At 41.3% G+C, this 18,405-nt stretch carries 19 protein-coding genes; 5 read left to right on the forward strand and 14 right to left on the reverse strand.

Annotated elements, in window-relative coordinates:
- Positions 1–308: 308 nt before the first annotated feature.
- Positions 309–1,124, forward strand: a complete 816-nt coding sequence (locus G625_RS0110520) for a Cof-type HAD-IIB family hydrolase (protein WP_029201090.1) — start codon at positions 309–311, stop codon at positions 1,122–1,124.
- A 34-nt stretch (positions 1,125–1,158) separates the two neighbouring features.
- Here the strand turns inward: G625_RS0110520 and G625_RS22440 are convergent, their stop codons facing one another.
- The 10 genes from G625_RS22440 to G625_RS0110570 form a co-directional block, all read right to left on the reverse strand.
- Positions 1,159–1,308 (reverse strand): hypothetical protein, encoded by a 150-nt coding sequence (locus G625_RS22440; RefSeq protein WP_156885097.1) that lies wholly within the window; start codon positions 1,306–1,308, stop codon positions 1,159–1,161.
- Between the two features lie 66 nt (positions 1,309–1,374).
- Positions 1,375–1,896, reverse strand: a complete 522-nt coding sequence (locus G625_RS0110530) for a hypothetical protein (protein WP_156885098.1) — start codon at positions 1,894–1,896, stop codon at positions 1,375–1,377.
- A 59-nt stretch (positions 1,897–1,955) separates the two neighbouring features.
- Positions 1,956–2,498: an NAD(P)H-dependent oxidoreductase gene (locus G625_RS0110535; protein ID WP_029201092.1), complete on the reverse strand. Its 543-nt coding sequence runs from the start codon at positions 2,496–2,498 to the stop codon at positions 1,956–1,958.
- A 225-nt stretch (positions 2,499–2,723) separates the two neighbouring features.
- Positions 2,724–3,188: a 2-C-methyl-D-erythritol 2,4-cyclodiphosphate synthase gene (ispF, locus tag G625_RS0110540; RefSeq protein ID WP_029201093.1), complete on the reverse strand. Its 465-nt coding sequence runs from the start codon at positions 3,186–3,188 to the stop codon at positions 2,724–2,726.
- A 19-nt stretch (positions 3,189–3,207) separates the two neighbouring features.
- On the reverse strand, positions 3,208–3,714 hold the full coding sequence (locus tag G625_RS21320; RefSeq protein WP_049895853.1) for an adenylyltransferase/cytidyltransferase family protein: 507 nt from the start codon (positions 3,712–3,714) through the stop codon (positions 3,208–3,210).
- 86 nt (positions 3,715–3,800) lie between these two features.
- A complete protein-coding gene (locus G625_RS0110550; RefSeq protein WP_029201094.1) occupies positions 3,801–5,000 on the reverse strand; it encodes a phosphotransferase in 1,200 nt (399 codons plus the stop codon).
- A gap of 122 nt (positions 5,001–5,122) precedes the next feature.
- Positions 5,123–6,337 (reverse strand): metallophosphoesterase family protein, encoded by a 1,215-nt coding sequence (locus G625_RS19440; RefSeq protein ID WP_049895854.1) that lies wholly within the window; start codon positions 6,335–6,337, stop codon positions 5,123–5,125.
- 82 nt (positions 6,338–6,419) lie between these two features.
- Positions 6,420–7,760, reverse strand: a complete 1,341-nt coding sequence (locus G625_RS0110560) for an ATP-binding protein (protein WP_029201095.1) — start codon at positions 7,758–7,760, stop codon at positions 6,420–6,422.
- A gap of 304 nt (positions 7,761–8,064) precedes the next feature.
- Entirely contained in the window at positions 8,065–9,378 is a 1,314-nt protein-coding gene (locus G625_RS0110565; RefSeq protein ID WP_029201096.1) for an SLC13 family permease, read from the reverse strand.
- A gap of 30 nt (positions 9,379–9,408) precedes the next feature.
- Positions 9,409–10,275 (reverse strand): DUF6282 family protein, encoded by an 867-nt coding sequence (locus tag G625_RS0110570; RefSeq protein WP_029201097.1) that lies wholly within the window; start codon positions 10,273–10,275, stop codon positions 9,409–9,411.
- A gap of 389 nt (positions 10,276–10,664) precedes the next feature.
- Between G625_RS0110570 and G625_RS0110575 the strand changes: the two genes are divergently transcribed.
- From G625_RS0110575 to G625_RS23175, 4 genes are all read left to right on the forward strand, one after another.
- Positions 10,665–11,588 (forward strand): LysR family transcriptional regulator, encoded by a 924-nt coding sequence (locus G625_RS0110575; protein ID WP_029201098.1) that lies wholly within the window; start codon positions 10,665–10,667, stop codon positions 11,586–11,588.
- A 177-nt stretch (positions 11,589–11,765) separates the two neighbouring features.
- On the forward strand, positions 11,766–12,662 hold the full coding sequence (locus G625_RS0110580) for a hypothetical protein (RefSeq protein ID WP_044932342.1): 897 nt from the start codon (positions 11,766–11,768) through the stop codon (positions 12,660–12,662).
- Positions 12,663–12,937: 275 nt separating this feature from the next.
- Positions 12,938–13,321 carry a hypothetical protein gene (locus G625_RS0110590; protein ID WP_049895855.1) on the forward strand — a complete coding sequence of 128 codons (384 nt, stop codon included), beginning with the start codon at positions 12,938–12,940 and terminating at the stop codon, positions 13,319–13,321.
- A 204-nt stretch (positions 13,322–13,525) separates the two neighbouring features.
- Positions 13,526–13,651 carry a hypothetical protein gene (locus G625_RS23175; RefSeq protein ID WP_256377641.1) on the forward strand — a complete coding sequence of 42 codons (126 nt, stop codon included), beginning with the start codon at positions 13,526–13,528 and terminating at the stop codon, positions 13,649–13,651.
- A 45-nt stretch (positions 13,652–13,696) separates the two neighbouring features.
- Here G625_RS23175 and G625_RS0110600 read toward each other — a convergent pair whose 3' ends face one another.
- The 4 genes from G625_RS0110600 to G625_RS19455 form a co-directional block, all read right to left on the reverse strand.
- Positions 13,697–14,197, reverse strand: coding sequence for a DUF2798 domain-containing protein (locus tag G625_RS0110600; protein WP_029201101.1), 501 nt, complete (start codon positions 14,195–14,197; stop codon positions 13,697–13,699).
- Positions 14,198–14,547: 350 nt separating this feature from the next.
- Entirely contained in the window at positions 14,548–15,960 is a 1,413-nt protein-coding gene (locus tag G625_RS21325) for a sensor domain-containing diguanylate cyclase (protein WP_029201102.1), read from the reverse strand.
- Positions 15,961–16,088: 128 nt separating this feature from the next.
- Positions 16,089–17,417: an Nramp family divalent metal transporter gene (locus G625_RS19450; protein WP_084152860.1), complete on the reverse strand. Its 1,329-nt coding sequence runs from the start codon at positions 17,415–17,417 to the stop codon at positions 16,089–16,091.
- 190 nt (positions 17,418–17,607) lie between these two features.
- The coding region (locus tag G625_RS19455; RefSeq protein WP_044932344.1) for a dihydrodipicolinate synthase family protein at positions 17,608–18,405 on the reverse strand (798 nt) is incomplete at its 5' end.

The following is an 18,405-nucleotide window of genomic DNA, read 5'->3' on the forward strand; positions in this document are numbered from 1 at the left end:
TGTGGTTTTCTTTATTTATAAATATCATAGCAAATCATGTGAAAAAAATGTACATATCAAAAGAACATATATTCCCAAGTATATTTTGCTTTTTTTGAAAAGATTATTCATGTTATAATTATCTATCATTTAAAATAAGTTTTATCCCAAAAACGTTTTAATTAAAGGATTGATACAGCATAGATGAAAAGTGTCATGTAAACAGCAGATACCAGCTGATAAAACTGTTTTCCAAAAGAAATATAGGTTGATAAACACTTTTCATCACTATTTGTGCTGCTGCCAAAAGGCGGCGGAATGGAGTTTATATGAAATATAAAATGATAGCTCTGGACCTGGACGGAACACTTACGAATTCACAAAAGGAAGTTTCAGAACGAAATAAGGAAGCATTGAAAAAAGCTGCTGATAAGGGAGTTCATATAGTGCTGGCTTCCGGCCGTCCGTTGGTCGGGATCCTTCCGGTGGCCGAAATGGTGAACCTTAAAGAAACAGGTGGATATATGCTGGCCTTCAACGGTGCCCATATCGTGGACGGACGCACCGGTGAAACCTTCATGCAGACAACATTACCGGAAGAATTTTATCCGGACATCATAGACTATGGGAAGCTGTTTTATGATGTGACGATCTTAACCTACACCAAAAAAGGCATCGTCACTCTTGATGACCAAAACCACTACGCTCAGCTTGAGGCAAAGATAAACCGTGTGCCTCTCATGCAGGTTCCGGATCTTTGCGCTGCACTTGACGGTCCGGTATGCAAATTCCTTTGCGTAGGTAACTATTCACATCTCAGGGAAATCCAGTTAATGATAAAGGCGGAGTACGGAGATAAGATCAATGTCTTCTTCTCGGAAACCTATTTCCTCGAGATAGTTCCGAACGGCATAGAAAAAGCAGCCTCCCTAAAGAAGCTGCTTGATAAGCTTGGTCTTAAACGCGAGGAGCTCATCGCCTGCGGAGACGGCTTAAATGATATCACCATGATAGAGTTTGCCGGCCTCGGCGTCGCCATGGAAAATGCTCATGACGCTCTGAGATACCGCGCCGACTACATTACCGACACCAATGATGCCGACGGTGTCGCGGAAGTGATAGAAAAGTTTATTTTGGAAGAGTAATACCCTTTACATTAAAGGCGGCTAACCTTAATGGTCAGCCGTCTTTCCTTATATCGGATATCTTCCTGCCTTCAGGCAAAACAACAGGCGGTTCTTTCGGATGAAGTTCTCCATCTGCCTTAAGGAATTCTCCGGACTCCACATCATACTTGTACCACGTTGTGACGGCTCCCTTAACTCCCATAGTAATCACCTCTGAAAGGGAGCCATCCGGATAAAGCTCTGCGACTCCTCTGTATGGATCGACATCTTAATCAACCGATTCGGCTGCCTCACTTACCGAAAGCTCTTCTATTTTCACGCTCAGATCTTCACTGACGACTACCTTATAGTCTGCGTCAAAATTATCTGCTATGGGTGAACGCGCCTCTATACGCATATTTGTTTCACCGGGTTTGATACCGGTAAATGTGAACACCTCATCATATCCGGCACCTGTCATCATATCATGATCTTCACTGGCATACTTTCTTACAGCAGAACAGGATACAATGCTTTCGTCCTCTATGATCACATCAAATTCCGGTCCGCCTCCGTCAAATGATTCAAATCGGAGAGTTGTAGTCTTATCAATCATTTCCGTATCTCCTACAGTTGTTTCCTCCGCTGTTTCCTGAGTTGTTTCCGCTGTTTCTTCGCTTCCCGTAACAGTCTCATTGTTTTCCTTTTCCGCTTCGGTTGTTTCTTCGGACACAGTCTCAGAAACAGGATCTACCTCAGGCACAGAGGTTGCCTCACAGCCCGCCATGGTGACAATAACCGATATCACCATGATAAATCCTATAATTTTCTTGTTAATAATATGAATTGTTTGATGTCTGCTTTTTAACATCATATTTCCGCCTCATTCATTATTGCGTCAACATCCGCCCCGACTATATCAAGCCCCACTGCTTTTATGAGCTCCACTTCTTTGATTCCATAGAAGCTCTGGGCAAGAGCTTTTATGTATCCGAATCCGTATTCTTCCGGAACAAAAGTTCCGCCTGCAGTCATAACATAGTAGAGCTTCTTTGCTTTGCACAGTCCTTTAGGAATCCCCTCAGGTGTATATTCAAATGTTATCCCCAGGACATTTATATGCTCTATATATTGCTTAAGCACAGCCGGGAATGACAGATCCCAGTATGGGGCTGCTATAACGATAATATCTGCTGCCGCAAACTGTTTTGCCAAAGAAAAATAATCATCCCCAAATTGCCGCGTGGCTATCAGACTGTCTCTTTTCTTTAAAAAACCTTCATCCGTCTTCGGAAAGGCCACATCCTCCAGCCTGACCTCCACCCGGTCTCCGCCGATTTTTTCAAGCAGCTTCTCCGCAAGGTGCCTTGTTCTTGATTCACCGCGCACACATGCATTTACCAATAAAACCATATAAAACCTCCCGGTATATTCACCCTATCTACTATTATGTATTTGTAACGGCCGGGTACCTCTCAGCCGGAAAAGCTAACCATTCTGTTGTCAAAGCTATTAATTCTGTTTCTAAACCTTAACTCACAGAATTAAAACTTATCAGCTCATCTTTTAATGCTGTTATTTGTGTTTCAATGTCTGACAATCATATGAAAATCTGATCGGCTGTTTTAAATCAGAGCTTTATTCAACGGTGATTACCGCGAAAACATTTATCCCGTTTCCTTTGCCGAATTCCGTCAATTCTTCTCCGCTTGTTGCGGTGATGCCTATATTCTTTTCATCGGTTTTAAGCATTGCCGCAAGACTTCTTCTCATCTCAGGAATCCTGGGAGTGATGCGTGGGCGTTTGCACTCAATGGAAATTGACAGGTGGGATATGGTTCCCTCCAGATCCTTAAGTCCTTCCTCGAGATATACCCTGCTGTCTGTGATTCCGTTTTTCAGAAACTCTTTGGTTTTTGGTCCAAGCACATCCACTGTTGTGATTCCTGATATAGCTCTTGTGACTGCATGAAGTATCACATCTCCGTCACTGTTAGCAAGCAGTGGCTGTTCCCCTTCAAAAACGACACCTCCAAGTATCAGAGGCTTATCTGAATTACTGTCATCAAAACGATGTGAATCCTGTCCGATTGCTACTCTCATAAACTCTGGCCCCCTTTATTTAATTCTGACTCTCTCGAATCTTCTTTATAAGAAGTGTTGTGGAAACCCCTTTTGTTTCCTCAACTTCATGTATTTCTGTCCCTATCTCGTTGTAGAGTTTCATGAGGATATCCGGAAGCTTCTTTGATGGTTTAATGAGCACATCAGGCCTTAAATCCGAAACCAGCTGATAATATCTCAGATACTGCATCCTGTCTTCCTCCGGAACATCAGGGATTCCCGCATCTATCTTCCTGTCGGCGATCAGGGTATAGTCCACATACCTTATGGCATCAACTATGGATGCCCGCTGTTGCTCATCCTCGATGGGTCTGTCCGGTCCCTTAAGTTTTATTGCCTCATCGCACTTAACAAGGACAACAAGAATATCCCCCAGTGCCTTTGCACGACGGATCATATTTAGATGTCCCATATGAAAAAGGTCAAAAGTACCTTTAAGCATCACTATTTTTTTATCCGGATTTTCTTTTCTGATACGGCTTAAATCTTCGTAAGTTATAATCATGATTCTTATTCCTTTCCATCTTGTTATTCTGTTTAATCCCAGCTTTTTCCACTGATTTCACATATATAGTTGTCACCCTGATAGTTTCAATCAAAAAAATCTTTCAGTCCCCTAAGCTTCTCTTTTATTTTCTCACGTTCATCATTTAAAAGATATTTACGGGCATCAGCCACATGCAGTTCCCTGAGCTCCTGAGATATGCCCTGGTGTTTCATGGGGAAAAGACCGCTTCTCAGATATCCGAAGGCATCACACAGATCCTTGACTGCATTAAATTTTTCATTATCACCGTCTTTAATATCAAAATAACAGCGTAACTCCAGCTCATAAAAACGTTCCATATCCTCAGGAGTCAGTCCATGATGGGCCTTTCTTCCCGGAATGAAACTAAGATGTGCCCGGCATGCCATGCCTGCAAGGTCAAATATGGGATGTCCGTATCCTATATCGGCCATATCTATAAGGATCAGTTCCCCGTTTTGGTAGAGCACATTGTTCTCATGATAGTCGCAGTGCACCAGAGTATCCCGGTCAGGAACCTGATCCAGCATATACTTCATGAAATCGTACTCATCCTCTGTATAGAAATCCTTCATTCCTTCAAGCCAGTCCATCCAGGTTTTCTTCTCTGATACAAAGCCACTGTCAGGATCCATATGGGTTTCATGAATCTGTTTTAAAAGCTTGGTAAACTGTACTGCTGTCTTTTCAAATTCTTCAGGATGCTCCGTAATATAACGCCCTACTGTATCCGCCTGTATCAGCTCAAATACTACTCCGAATCTGTCATTCACCCGAACGAGATCAAATGGTATTGCGGTGGGGATTCCTTTAACAAAGGAATTTCGTGCAAGATCCATTTCATGGCGGATCCTGTTTATAGGGATAGTCGGTTCATAACATTTGATTATGGTCTCCGGATCCAACCTGTATACATGACTGCTCCTTCCGGCACCGATCATCTCACAGCCTTCTACCGAAAGACTTCGGAGCCTTAATCTCACATCCATGAGATCTGTAAATCCGGTAACCTGAAAAATGGAATACACATCCTGAGATACATTTTCTATAGGTATTTTTTCGCCTTTACTTTTAATGGCTTTTAATAAAACCCTCAACCCCATGCTGCTAATGTAAGTAAGTTTTTCCGCATCAAAACTGAGTGAGCATCCCGGATGCTCATTCAGGGCTTTTTCGATTTCCAGACTGCAGGCTTCTGCATTATCTGTAGATATCTTTTCCGGAAGAACTATGTTCAGCACATCGTCAGATACTGATATTTTCAATTTTTTGTTCCTTTCCACTCAAATATAGAATATCTTTTATTATATTCGGATAAACTTACTATGTATATAAATAAAAGATATCGCATTTCATCTATGTAATATCCCTCAAATGGAAACATTAGCTAAAACTCACATTTCGTGTCATCACAAAATCCGTCATCGTACACGGACTGAAGATAAAGTCCCACAAATGGGGATTCTTTAGTTATATCCTCACAGGCACTTTCATTCCAATTTATCTTATCTTTTCGACCTGAAAAATAAGCAGAATTCACTTCAGAAAAGAAACTGCAGATTTCCTCATTTGGCTCGGCAATGCTCCTCTTCAGCATCCTGGTTGAAGTATCTTTAAAGAATCTCCCGGCATCCTCCGCATGTTCAAATTCAAGCTCTTCAGTATGGTATGTGGCCTTATCTCCTTTAAACTCTATTACTCCATACTGGCAGGGCGCCACCATAAGTGAGGAGGTTGCGATATCCTTAAGTCCGTTTTCACTCTCAGCTATATTCTGTATATGCATGTGGCCGCTCAGATTGCAGCGCACACCATATTTTTCGTAGAGTTCACAAAGCTTCTCATACTGCTCCATAACAAATCCATCCGTAAACATCGGATTATGCGGAATCAGGTTCTGATGGCTTACGGCAATCACCTGATTCCCGGATTTTCGGGCTTCTTCCAGCTGAACCTTTATCCATTCCAGTGTCTCGTCCTTAAGTTCCCCGGGTTCCTCTTTAGTATTGACATCTATCATTAGAACTCTTGCTCCTGAATTAAGTTCGGTCACATAACTAAGTGATGAATCATCCCGGGCCAATGCCTCTTCATAGCCAAAATCCCTGTATATCTGTGAAAAGTCTTCGGCAGAAACATTATCAACCAGGGTATAACCGTCACCTTTAAAGCATGCTGCTCCGCGACTATAGAGATCATGATTTCCCGGTATCACCAAAACCCTTATCCCGGCATCCTCAACTGATTTCAGCTTCTGAGCCAGGCCCTCATGACTTGCCTTTGCACCGTTGAATGTCAGATCTCCGGACAGAATGACTACCTCCGGCTTTATTGTGACCATCTCTTTCACAAAGGAATCCGTGATCTCTTCGCAGTACTGCATGAATTTTCCGTCAGCATTCTCAATCAGCTCTGTGAAATATTTCCCGCCATCCGTCAGCTCCGGCGCAATATAATGAATATCCGTTGCCACACATATGGTGGTTTCGTCCAACGCTATTATATTTTCATGATCTCCCGACTCCGTTCCCGGAAATTTCAAAAAAAGAAGCAGCACCAGTATGAACGCAATAGCCGGTAATATAAATCTAAGGTATCTCATATTAAACACCTTTAGCTGTCATGCATAGTTGACAAGAAACTGTTTTACATTCAAAAAGATGATGTTGTTGATTTAGTTCTTTTTAAGAGGTTTTGTTTTTCAACCAGTCTCTCAGAAGAAAAGTACAGAAATACGGAAATGTGTAAATATTGTTTTCAAAGCCAATATTGTTCGATGAGAGTTTAACACCCCAACTGATGTCCTCGTATCTATCGTTATTGATCAGTGAACGCAGAGATTGGGAACGCCCGCTTCTGGCCTTTACTTCAACCGGAATCAGAGATGTGGTATCCCTTATAAAAAAGTCTTCTTCCAAGGTGCCGTCATCTCGTTTGTAATAGAAAAGCCCGTAATTATCCTTATAAAGAGCCTCACTCACGATACTCTCATAAAGTGCTCCCTTATATACTCCCAGATTTTTATTAACTCGTAAATCCTCCTGGGATTCATCATCCAGCATGGAAACAAGCAGACCGGTGTCTGATAAATATATCTTAAACTTTGAATCGTCATAATTTCCTTTTAGCGGTAGTTCAGGAAAATTAAGACAGTAACAAAGGTTTATCAGGCCTGCATCTTTCAGCCATTCTATGCATCCGGCATAATCATGAAACCTTGCTCCGGAAGCAACTTTTGATACCTGAAATTTTTTGTTATCCTTAGCAAGCTGAGTGGGAACAGACTCATATACTCTGGAAATTCTTGTCTGGTCAACGCCGGAAGCATACTTTCGGATATCTTCTTTATAAGATGATACGATTTGTCTTTGTAGTTCCAGGGTTCCAGAAAAATTATCATTACTGATATATCTTGAAACCACTTCAGGCATTCCGCCTATAATGACATAATCAATGAACAGGTTCGAAAATGTTTTCATGACAGACTCATTGAAAGGTGCCAAAAAAAGCATGGTATTTAAAAGATCTGAACGAATTGATTCGTCATAGCCCTTTGCCCACAGGAATTCTTCAAAATCCATAGACTTCATTTCATAGTCAGTTTTGTATCCTACACTGATACTTTCGATCTGCTTATAATTAATTCCGAGAAGGGAACCACTGCATATGACGTCATATCTTCCATCAATGGAGAAAAATTTAAGTGATGTAACTATGTCGGGGTAGGACTGAATCTCATCAAAGAATATAAGTGTTTCGTTTTCTATAAACTCATATCCGGGTTCTATCCTTGTGATATTTTTTATTATATCAACAGGGCTGTATCCATCCTCCAGGATATTTTTGAATTTCGGGCTCTCTATGAAGTTTATCTCAACTATATTTTTATAATGAGTCTCTGCGAATCGTCTTATGGATTCTGTTTTCCCTGTCTGACGCGCCCCTTTTACTATAAGCGGTTTTTTATCAGGGGATCCGAACCAGTCTTCAAGGTATAGATCGATTTTTCTTTTCAGATAAGCCATGTTTTATCCTCCGGAAACTTTTATATAAATATTTTATCACAGTTTCAAAGAAAAATACAAAAATTTGAGCCATTCAACACCTTGATACCGCAAAAATTTGAGCCATTTAATAATAAATTCCGACAAAATTTGAGCCATTCCGTTTCCGCTTTTAGCATCAATCTGTAGCAGTCAAGCATCAATCACTATTAAAAAAGCTGCTGATACAAAACGTCTGTATCAGCAGCTTTTTTGCGTCCTATCTCCTTAACAGGAACATATCATTTCATCCCGCTTTGAAAGAAGACCTTTACTTGTAAAAAAATCACAGCACCATCGCCACTACGAAATTATAAGCAGCACATACCAGTACACTTACCGGAACCGCAACCATAAGAAGTCTATTGAACAGAGTATTTCTGTCCTCTTCCTTAGGTGTTGATCCGAGTATGAGAGATCCTCCGGATGAGAATGGGCTGATGGCACTTGACTGGGCACCAAGCACTGTACATGCGAAGAGTACAGGAGCAGACAATACGGTAGATGCTGCAAGTGCCGGGATAAGAGGGAACAGTGCCGGCGCAACAACACCTGTGGTTGAACTGAAGAAACTCATGATAGCAGCAATAATTGAAAATGCGATCGGAATAAGTGGCTTAGGAACATTTGAACCTACCCAGAGGCTGAGCATTTCGATAGTGCCTGCCTTAACCGCAACCGCAATAAGCATTCCGGCTCCGGCGATCATGATGATGGTATTCCATGGAATTCTCGCGATGGCATCTTTCTGAGGAGCAAGCTTCATAAGTAATGCAATTACCGCAAAAATGACAGCAACCAGACCTACATCAACTTTTCCCGCAATGTAGCTTATACTTTCATTTCCCGGCATAAGGATCTTGAGAAGAGGGAAAATAAGTACCACAACCATCATTGCGATCATAAGTGTAAGTGTTGTACTCTGCTCTTTTGTAAATGCTTCAGGCTTTTTAAACACAACGCCTTTTCCGATGTTTTTATTTTCCTTTGTTCCGTATCTGAAAATAGCAACAAGGATAAGTGAAAAGATCATGGAGAAGAAGAAAATCTGCATTTCCATTCCGAAGCTGTCAACAGCAGTAAGTTCAGGAGTTGCTTCATAAGCCGTATCCGCAAGACCTCTGAAAACTACACCGAGGTTTGAGGTTGGGAAGTTTCCGCCGCAAAGAGCACCGCAGTTAATAGCTACAGCGCCGGTAACCTTATCCATTCTTGACTCATCGCAGATAACAAGAGTTATAGGTGCAAGGAATGCAAGAACAGTAAAGTATGTGGCTCCCATTACTGAGAGAATTACAGCTACTGCAAAGAGTGCAAAGGGAAGCATTCCCGGAAATTTGCGACACGCATAGAGCAGTGAACCGGACATCTTCTCCAATGTTCCGTTGATGGCGGCAACATTATAGAAAAGAGAAACTGAAAGGATAACAAACATGGTGTTCGTTGGCCAGAAAGCTATAACCTCCTTAGGCTTTAACCCCATGATGAAACAACCTATAACATATGCAAAAACGATACAAAATAGACCCGTATTAATCTTGGTTTTATATCCAAGGTAGATCGCCACAGCGATCGCCAGTATGATGACTGCACTTAACATTTTTATCCTCCTGATTACTTAACCTGTTTCTCATTCTTCAATTCCGAGAAGTCTGTATGGAATAGTCTTGGTCATATGATAAACGTGCTCGATTGGAATTCCGTACTCCACAAGATAATGCATATACTCATACATCTCAGTTTCCCAATCCGGATTCTCGACCTGACCACCGTCTGTATCAACCATAACGTGCTCGTATCCGACTTCCTTGATGAGCTCAGCATTCTCCTTAAGATTCAGATGATAAGGCTGTCCCTTACCCATGTTCTGCGCATAGCATCGCTCAAGAATAACATCGTAATCCTTAACCAGTCTTATCTGATCTTCAATGGAATAATCACATACCCACCACTCAGGATGTGTGATTATGATCTTTTTAACACCTGCATCTCTGGCAGCTTCCACCACTGTGAATGCCTCCTCAGGTGACACATGTGCGGTTCCGAGAGCAACATCATAATCCTTTACGAGCTTAAATACGTCGATCAACTCCGGTATGACTTTTCCGTCTCTTACCAGTTCGATTCCATCAGCAGGATTCTGTCCCATTTTCTCAAGGTGACGTTTTGCCGATTGTGTCGGGAGCCATATTTCCTTAGCCCCCAGCTTCAATCCCTTCTCAACAGCCTCAGGATTAACGCCACCGATAACTTTATTCATTACAACACCACCGTACATGGTGAAGCCGGTATTCTCACCGTAAACCCGCTTTACATACTCATTTGCTATGGCAGCGCGGTTCACCGTGAATCCGAGATGTGATTTAATCACTATCGCTCTGGCTCCGACTCTTACAGCCGCATCAGCCAGCTGCAGATCATTATAAGCACGGGTTCTCAGATCCGGATTTGTGTGTACATGCATATCACATATACCTTTAAGCGATACTCTGCTCATATTCCCTCCTAAACTAATGTTGCTTTTGGGAGCTTTAATATCTGATATACAGATGCAGATCCAGTTGGCTCCTTACATGCTCCCTTAAGTGTTCAGGGTGCCAATGTTTATACCCGTTCACGATGTACATCTGTTGATTTATGAAATACCAATAATAATTCGGCCGGGTGGTATTTCATTAATCTTTAATGTGAGTATAATTAAAAACAACATATCGCAGAATACGATATTTCATTATACATCGTATCGGTTTTTCCGATATGTTACAGTATTTCAACGCTTCTTAAAATAAATGATAATTGCTTTAAATTTAATTAGCGGGGGAATATTGTGAAATAGACTTTTCATCACTATTTGTGCTACGGCATGGCGGCGGAATGGAGAATGATATGGAAATAAAAGAGCTAAATTATCTAATCGCAATTTACGAAGAACGGAGCATATCCAAAGCTGCGGAAAGACTCTATATGGCACAGTCCAGTCTTTCCCAGTTCCTGACCACCTATGAAAGTAATCTGGGACACAAACTGTTTGTCCGCACTTCAAATGGCGTCCGTCCAACTGAATCCGGGCAGATTCTGATCGATTATGCCTATCACACCTTATCTGAGTACCATAGAGTACAGGATCAAATGCAGGATGTTTCCAATCTTAATTCAGGACATGTTATTCTGGGAATCAGTTCCTTCAGAGGTTCCTATCTGCTTCCTCCTGTGCTGAATGCTTTTCATATGACCTATCCCAACATCCATGTCCAGATCGTGGAAAAGAATTCAATGGCACTTGAACAGCTATTGTTAAACGGTGATATAGACATAGCTTTACTGGCTCATAAAGTAAAAAACAACCGACTTCATGTTGAAAAGCTGATAAGAGACGAAATATGTCTAGTGACCAGTCCAAACCACCCCATAATAAGCAAAGCCAAGGTGAACAAGCAGCACAGTTTCTCCCAGATCACCAAACGTATAGACATTAAGGACACAAAAAACTATGAATTCCTGTTAAGTGATTATGATACGATACTTGGACGTGAAGCCAGAAAACTGTTTTTGAAAAACGGTATAACTCCCATTGCCTATAACAACACTTTGTCCGCCCTTTTCGCGGCCTCACTGGCTGCCAACGGACAGGGGCTTGCTTTCACCTACTATAGCTCAAGGCATTATTTCAGAAATGCAGAATTCCTGTCTCTCGGAAAAGATGCACCAAGTGTGGAACTCTCAACAGCCATTTCAGCAGAAAGATATCACTCCAAGGCAACCCTTGCCTTAAATGAAGTGATACACGAGATACTGAAATCTGTGAAATGAAACAATAGTCTTCATAAATAGCAATAATCTATTTCAGAGAAGTCGTATTTCTTCTTGATACTATGACGCTACTGTTCATTCCCAATACAGTAGGACTTATGAGTCTGATAGATTAAATCCGTTTGTCAGAAATAAACGGTAAAAAATACACGCTTATAAATAAGGAGTTGGCATATTATGGTTACAATTCATTACCACCTTCCAGGACTCTTTGAGTTTTATGATCTATATAAATTATTTCTGCCGCTTTTCAGAGAACATCGGGAATACTTTTATGACTGGTGTGACATAGGGTCTGTATACGGCGCTCCCGGAGACTGCCTTTGGGGCGGCGGACGTGTAGGGTTCGGTGATGAGAATCCTGATAATGTAGTTTCAATGATGAAAGAATATAAAGTTTCTGCCCGTCTGACTTTCAGTAATTCACTGATAAATGAAAAGCATCTTTATGACAGGAAATGTAATCGTCTATGTGACCTGTTTGAAAATGTCAGCGGTGTTAAGAATGGTGTGATCATTCATTCCGATTTGTTGCTTGACCACATCAGGAAGAATCATCCGGGATTTTATTTCGTCTCATCAACCACCAAAGTTTTGACAGACTTTGAGGATTTCAGGAATGAACTTAACAGAGAAGAATTCCGATATGTTGTTCCGGATTTCAGGTTAAATAAACGCTTTGATGAATTAAACACACTTACTACAGCACAGAAACAAAAGGTTGAATTTTTATGCAATGAATGCTGCTGGTTCGGATGCTATGACAGAAAAAACTGTTACGAAAACGTCAGCAAAAAGAGCCTCGGTGAAGATTGTGAAGATCATATCTGTGTTTCTCCGGAGGCAAAGTATGGCTATCGTTTCTCGGAGGCAATGAAGAATCCCGGATTCATAGGTGTTCAAGACATAAAGAATGTTTATGCTCCTATGGGATTTTCTGAATTTAAAATAGAAGGACGAAGCCTTGGCAGCGCGATGATCCTGGAATTTTTGCTGTACTATATGACCAAACCCGAGTATCAGCTTAATGTAAGAGAAGAGATATATCTTGACAGTTCATTGGATCTTTTCTGAGAGAATTATGTTTATACTTGCATTTTTTTATATTTCTTTATATATCGGTATATATCTATATGTCTGTTTATATATTTTGTGATGATATGAACTGTTACAGAGGTGAGTTTAAGCAGGGTTCTGCATTTGTAAAGAAAATCATTGATGTTCCAATCAGATGATGATTTTTTGCGGCATCGGTGGTAAACTAGTTTACGGAGTGGTTTGTGAGCCCTGATCATCTGAGCCCCTCCGTCATATATCAAAAAAACATTTACAAAACCGGGAGGTACATTATGGCAGATTTAATGTCAAAGGATTTTGATGCAGTCAAGGAATTGGGACTTTGTGTCCTTCATGTAGGTATCAATGCAGACGGTGAAGAAGATGCTTTACGAATTGCAGATGAATTCCACACTCTGATGGGCTTTCTTCCACGTGTTGGTAACAGCTCTATCTTCGCTTCTGATCTCATCGAGATCATGAAAAAGGATGGTCCCGGAGAGAAAGGGCATATTGCAATCGGTGCTCACGATGTTGCAAAGGCTGCCGAATTTTTTGAAATGAGAGGCATGGGAGTAAAGAAAGATAGTGCCACCTACAATGAGGACGGCACCATGAAATTCATCTATCTTGATAAGATGATCGCAGGTTTCGCTATCCATCTTAAGCAGTATTGATTTTCTTTGTAGGAAAAGGCCGCAGATTCTTCATTCGGACTGCGGCCTTTCCTGTGTTTGATTTTTCAGGATACATCCCGGTTTAAGCATCTCACAATATAGCGGACGCATTCTTCAGAATACACCGAAACATCAGAAAATGCTCAATAAAGTTATCGACTCCTGTTTAACAACAAGCCTCTTTTTGTTAAGCTTAAAGCCGCAATGGTAGAAGAGAAGGAAGGCCGAAGACTGATTGTAGGTGTCAACAACATTGACGCTCAGATCCGTCAGGAAGAGGATGATTATCGAAGGCTTCAGGCTCAAATAATCAATGATGCATTTTACTAAAAAGGGGGCTGTCTTAGTTGACAGCCCCTTTTAATACATATTCTTTTATGCTCTCTCAGAAACAGCTATATCGCTTTTCTTTGAAAATGTTCTGACACAAAAACCAAATACATTTCTTACAAGCGGACCCGCAAAAAATATCTGCCAGCAAAGTGCCATAAGGAAGTTCATGGCTGTGGTCTGAATCCAGACTGAAACAAATTCTGCACCGGCATTCTTAAAAAGAATTGTTGCTGCAAGACTCATTAATGGGCACATCAGACATACCGACATAGAGGATATCGCAAGTATGATCATTATCATCGGGTCCTTACCCGGTGTAACAAATCTGAACGCAAGAATCTGTGCAAGCTTTCCAACGAACAGAAGCTCAAGCACTACGGCTATAGGCCACATGATCATCATTTCTTTAAATGCGGCAATAAAAACAAAATTCTGCATCCCGCCGACATTCAGTGAAATATTGTAGCAGATCATCGCATAAACCATGACAAATGCCATAAATAATGTGAAAATAACATCCTGAAACTTATTCTGTGGTAACACTCTTAGGTTCTCCTTTCAAATAACGGAAGACTTCAGTGTGTTGTTCGTTATCGCCACAAAAAGGTGTGCGTTTCCAATGATACCTGGCCTGCATCTTCATTTAAAAAATCAACGATTCGAGATTATATCAGAAAAATTTTTATCGTGTAATACTTTTTTTGAATTTTTTATTCAGCCGGAGCGTTCTCTCAGAAAAGATCCAGTGAACTGTCAAGATATATCGCTTCTGAGAAACGATAGCCATACCTTGCCTCCGGGAAACACAGATATGATCTTCACAATCTTCACCGAGGCTTTTTCTGCTGACGTTTTCGTAACAGAGCTATCTACATAATCCGATACCCTGCCCTTTAATCCAGACGTTCCGCCTTCATTTCCTTCTTTCTCTCATACATAGCATCATCTGCACGACGGAAAACATCTTCAACATCGGTATCTTTATTCCTGTCATAGTAAGCGACACCTACCGCAACTGAAGGCGCTTCCCATGGATTGAATTCTCCGCTTGCACGTGCATTCAGAGCTTTTTCAAATTCCTTAAGCAGTTTATCTGCATTCGCCAGATCCTTTTTCTGAAGAATGATGACGAACTCATCGCCTCCTATCCTGTATACCGGAGAATGTACAAAGATGTCACATACGATGGAACAGAAATTCTGTATGAGGAGATCACCGTATTTGTGTCCGTAGGTATCGTTAATCTTCTTAAGGTAATTAACGTCCATCATTATGACTCCAAGCTCATTGATGATATTCCCTTTTAATCTTACGTCTAACTGTTTAACCTCATCATCATAAGCAAGCTTATTCTTTACACCTGTAAGAGAATCGGTATTTGCAACTTCCTTCATGTGTATGGTTTCTTTTTCAGCAGAAATAATACGGAACATATAGTCCTTCATATCTTCCGTCATCTGATTAATGGTATTACTAAGCGATTCAACCTCATTTTTAATGTTAAGGTCCGGTTTTTCAAATATAAGCATTTCCGGGGAACTGACATTCCTGCTTCTTTGGATATATCTGATGGCACTTTTTTCCAGCATCTCGATAGGATCCGTGATATTTTTTGCTGCCCAGGTAATGAAACCAAAAATAAATGCAGCACCGGTGATTATGATGATTACCAGATTGCCAAGGGTTTTATACAGGATATCCTTTGACATCTGTGTCAGGTCTATATCTACTCCGAGAATAGCATACGGTGCTCCTGTGGAATCATGAAGCGTATAATACCCGCAATAGGAATGTCCCCAGTAGGTAATGCTCTCCATAAATACAATATCTTTTTCTCCCATTATGACACGCATCTGATCCACTTCTTCTTTTGTGTATTCGTCCTCAAGTACATCTCCAAGGTACAGATTCCCCTCTGTGTACTCATAACGATCATAATAATTTTCTGCCGACAAAAGAACCAGAACGTGTTTTCCGTCACCTTCACTTAATGGTTTTATTACATAGAGATACTGCGGTTCCAGATCTTCTTTGACATCATCAAGAAAAGCCATCATTTCCTTATACTTTGGGCTTTCCACATTGGTTTCCATACATTGTTTCAGATCATCATTATCGATATAACCTATTACATAGTTGATGATCTGTCTTATATGGTCCTGACTCTGCTTTATGAATAGATTTTTATAGTTAAAATATATGCTGACACCGAGAAACACGCAAAGTACAAGCACAAAAACAATACAGCCGTACTGTATACTTCTCTTTAAAGGTCTTTGAATTCTCTTATTTTCCATATTGTCCATAGTTTGCCACCTCTAGTATTATGTCGGCGCTTTAACGATCATAATAAGAAAAAACAGCCGGTGGATGAAAATCATCATCCACCGACTATGATTTGTAAAATTAAATATAGACTTGCTTAAGATCAGCATCATGCTAAGCCGAGAACACTAGGAAGCTGTGCAACCAGTTTCTTAAGTGCACTATAGGTCATGAATAATGCGAAGATGTAGCAAACTGTCATTGAAATCTGTAAAAGCTTCGGTGCCTGGATACCCTCGAAAAGCTCCTTCTTCCATAAGATGGGAACCATGAAAAGTCCTGCTACAGGTGTTGCGATAGATGTAGCAACATTAGCAATGAAGATAAGCTGTGTAGGTGATCCGCCATATGAGAAGCAGATAACAGTTGCGATAGCAAGACATGCGATACAAAGTACCTTTACAGACTTTGACTCAAGTCCTGTTTCCTTATTAATACCGGCATTGAGGAGTACGACACCTCTCTGTGTATTTCCGAGAAGTGATGAGAAGCCAGCGCCGATGATAGCGATACCCATAACGATAGGAGCTGCGTTACCAAGGAATGGTCTTAAAAGCTCTCCAAGCTGAGCAGGAGCCTTTATGGTTGTACCTGTAGGATTAAGAACGATAGCACCAACAAGAACGATAGCGCCAGAGATAAGAACAACAGTTACGATGTGTGTGATAGCATCAGCGCGCATTGCACCATTGAAAAGGTCTTCCTTCTTCCACTTCTTCTCAAGTCCAAGGTAGGTTCCGTAAATACCTGCTGTAACTGCAGCATTGGTACTGATATATGCAAGAGCTGTTGTAAGAGATCCCTCAGGGAACTGAGGTGTTACAAATCCCTTTGCCATAAGTCCAACGTTAGGACCGCCTGTTGCGACAAGTGTAGCAAAGAATGCAAGAATCATACCTACTATACAAACCATGATTCCCTTCTCTACCTTTGAATAAACTCCCTTTGTAAGGTAGCAGAATGCAAGGAGTGCCAACATTATCATAGAACCGATTCTCCAGTCAAATCCGAAGATCAGGTTCATACCTGCGCCTGTACCGGTGATATTACCAAGTGTAAAGAAGAAACATGACAGGAACAATGCTACTCCGCAGAATCCGGAAGCAACTCCGCCATAGTAATGTCTGATGGCGTGAAGTATAGGCATACCTGTAAAAATGGATATTCTGTAAGCGGTCATGGTAAATGTGATTCCCATGATAATGATAGGAATCAGGAGCCACATCATCTGATATCCATAGTTAGCACCCATCATAGCTGATGTTGTGATGTTTCCGGGTCCGATAACAATTCCTGTAAGGATGATTCCGGGACCTACTTTTTTGATAAGCTCTCCAAATGAAAGCTTTTTAACTGAATTGGGATCAAAGCCAAGGCGCTCCTGAACAGTGCCTGTGATCTTTGCATCTGTAGTAGTTTTATTTAATTCAACTTCCATATATATATCTCCTTATTACACCGAAAAATCCCATCGGAATCATGAAATCAAAGCCAATTTCTGAATAGCAGTATATGAGCGTCAAATCACTCAAAGCCACATCCTTCCCCCGATCTTACCCGGGGGAAGAGACGTATCTATCAGGATTTCATATTACTCTCCGATTTATTTCGGTGTCCCCCTCTTTGGATTAAGCAAACTTAGACATATCAACCTTCTCAAGACCGCTGTTCTTGATGCCCTGAGCGATCCAATCCTTCTCTTCCTGGTTAAGAGGAAGTACAGGCTTTCTCATAAGGCCGCTTGTGAAGATACCTCTCTGTACAAGTGTCTCCTTAAGTCTTGCATGTGCCTCACCTGATGGCTGTCCGCCGCCATAGATTGCCTGGCTGATGTGATAGATTCTGTCGCTCCAGTCCTGAGCTTCCTTAAGTGTGTGCTTGTCAGGGTTAGCGAATACTTCTCTTGCAGGGCAGATAAGCTCAGGTACGCAGCCTGCGAATCCGATGAGAGCTCCGTCCATGCCTGGGAACCATGATACACAGAGTGTCTCGTCATGGCATGTGATAAGGCTGATATCAGGGCACTCCTGACGAAGAAGTCTTACATCGTGCTCGTAGATAGATGTTACACGAGTTCCCATCTTGATGCACTTAACGTGATCGATCTCTTTGCACATCTTGATAAGTGTCTCTACAGGGTAGAATGCCTTTGATGTTGCAGGATAAAGGTGGATAACGATATCGATATCAGCACCCTCAGCTACATCCTTGATATACTCGAAAGGAGCATCAGGGTTCATACCGAATCTGAGCCACATGTGAGGAGGCATAAGAAGGATTGCGTCAGCGCCTGCTTCCTTAGCCTCAGCTGCCATCTCGATTGACTCCTGAGTGTTCTCGCAGTTAACACCGGAAACGATTGTCATGATATCGCCGCACTCTTCAGCACAGATCTCAGTTACTCTCTTTCTTTCAGCTCTTGTAAG

This window comes from Oribacterium sp. NK2B42, from assembly GCF_000424445.1.
Taxonomy (GTDB): domain Bacteria; phylum Bacillota; class Clostridia; order Lachnospirales; family Lachnospiraceae; genus Oribacterium.

Bases quoted from the DNA above. Each gene is read 5' to 3' on its own strand.
- ispF (WP_029201093.1), bottom strand. From the start codon at position 3,188: ATGAGAGTAGCAATCGGACAGGATTCACATCGTTTTGATGACAGTAAT.
- G625_RS22440 (WP_156885097.1), bottom strand. From the start codon at position 1,308: ATGGGAGTTAAGGGAGCCGTCACAACGTGGTACAAGTATGATGTGGAG.
- G625_RS0110535 (WP_029201092.1), bottom strand. From the start codon at position 2,498: ATGGTTTTATTGGTAAATGCATGTGTGCGCGGTGAATCAAGAACAAGG.
- G625_RS0110530 (WP_156885098.1), bottom strand. From the start codon at position 1,896: ATGGTGATATCGGTTATTGTCACCATGGCGGGCTGTGAGGCAACCTCT.
- G625_RS23175 (WP_256377641.1), top strand. From the start codon at position 13,526: ATGGTAGAAGAGAAGGAAGGCCGAAGACTGATTGTAGGTGTCAACAAC.
- G625_RS0110575 (WP_029201098.1), top strand. From the start codon at position 10,665: ATGGAAATAAAAGAGCTAAATTATCTAATCGCAATTTACGAAGAACGG.
- G625_RS21325 (WP_029201102.1), bottom strand. From the start codon at position 15,960: ATGGACAATATGGAAAATAAGAGAATTCAAAGACCTTTAAAGAGAAGT.
- G625_RS19440 (WP_049895854.1), bottom strand. From the start codon at position 6,337: ATGAGATACCTTAGATTTATATTACCGGCTATTGCGTTCATACTGGTG.
- G625_RS19450 (WP_084152860.1), bottom strand. From the start codon at position 17,417: ATGGAAGTTGAATTAAATAAAACTACTACAGATGCAAAGATCACAGGC.
- G625_RS0110520 (WP_029201090.1), top strand. From the start codon at position 309: ATGAAATATAAAATGATAGCTCTGGACCTGGACGGAACACTTACGAAT.
- G625_RS0110580 (WP_044932342.1), top strand. From the start codon at position 11,766: ATGGTTACAATTCATTACCACCTTCCAGGACTCTTTGAGTTTTATGAT.
- G625_RS0110560 (WP_029201095.1), bottom strand. From the start codon at position 7,760: ATGGCTTATCTGAAAAGAAAAATCGATCTATACCTTGAAGACTGGTTC.
- G625_RS0110590 (WP_049895855.1), top strand. From the start codon at position 12,938: ATGGCAGATTTAATGTCAAAGGATTTTGATGCAGTCAAGGAATTGGGA.
- G625_RS0110570 (WP_029201097.1), bottom strand. From the start codon at position 10,275: ATGAGCAGAGTATCGCTTAAAGGTATATGTGATATGCATGTACACACA.
- G625_RS0110565 (WP_029201096.1), bottom strand. From the start codon at position 9,378: ATGTTAAGTGCAGTCATCATACTGGCGATCGCTGTGGCGATCTACCTT.
- G625_RS21320 (WP_049895853.1), bottom strand. From the start codon at position 3,714: ATGATTATAACTTACGAAGATTTAAGCCGTATCAGAAAAGAAAATCCG.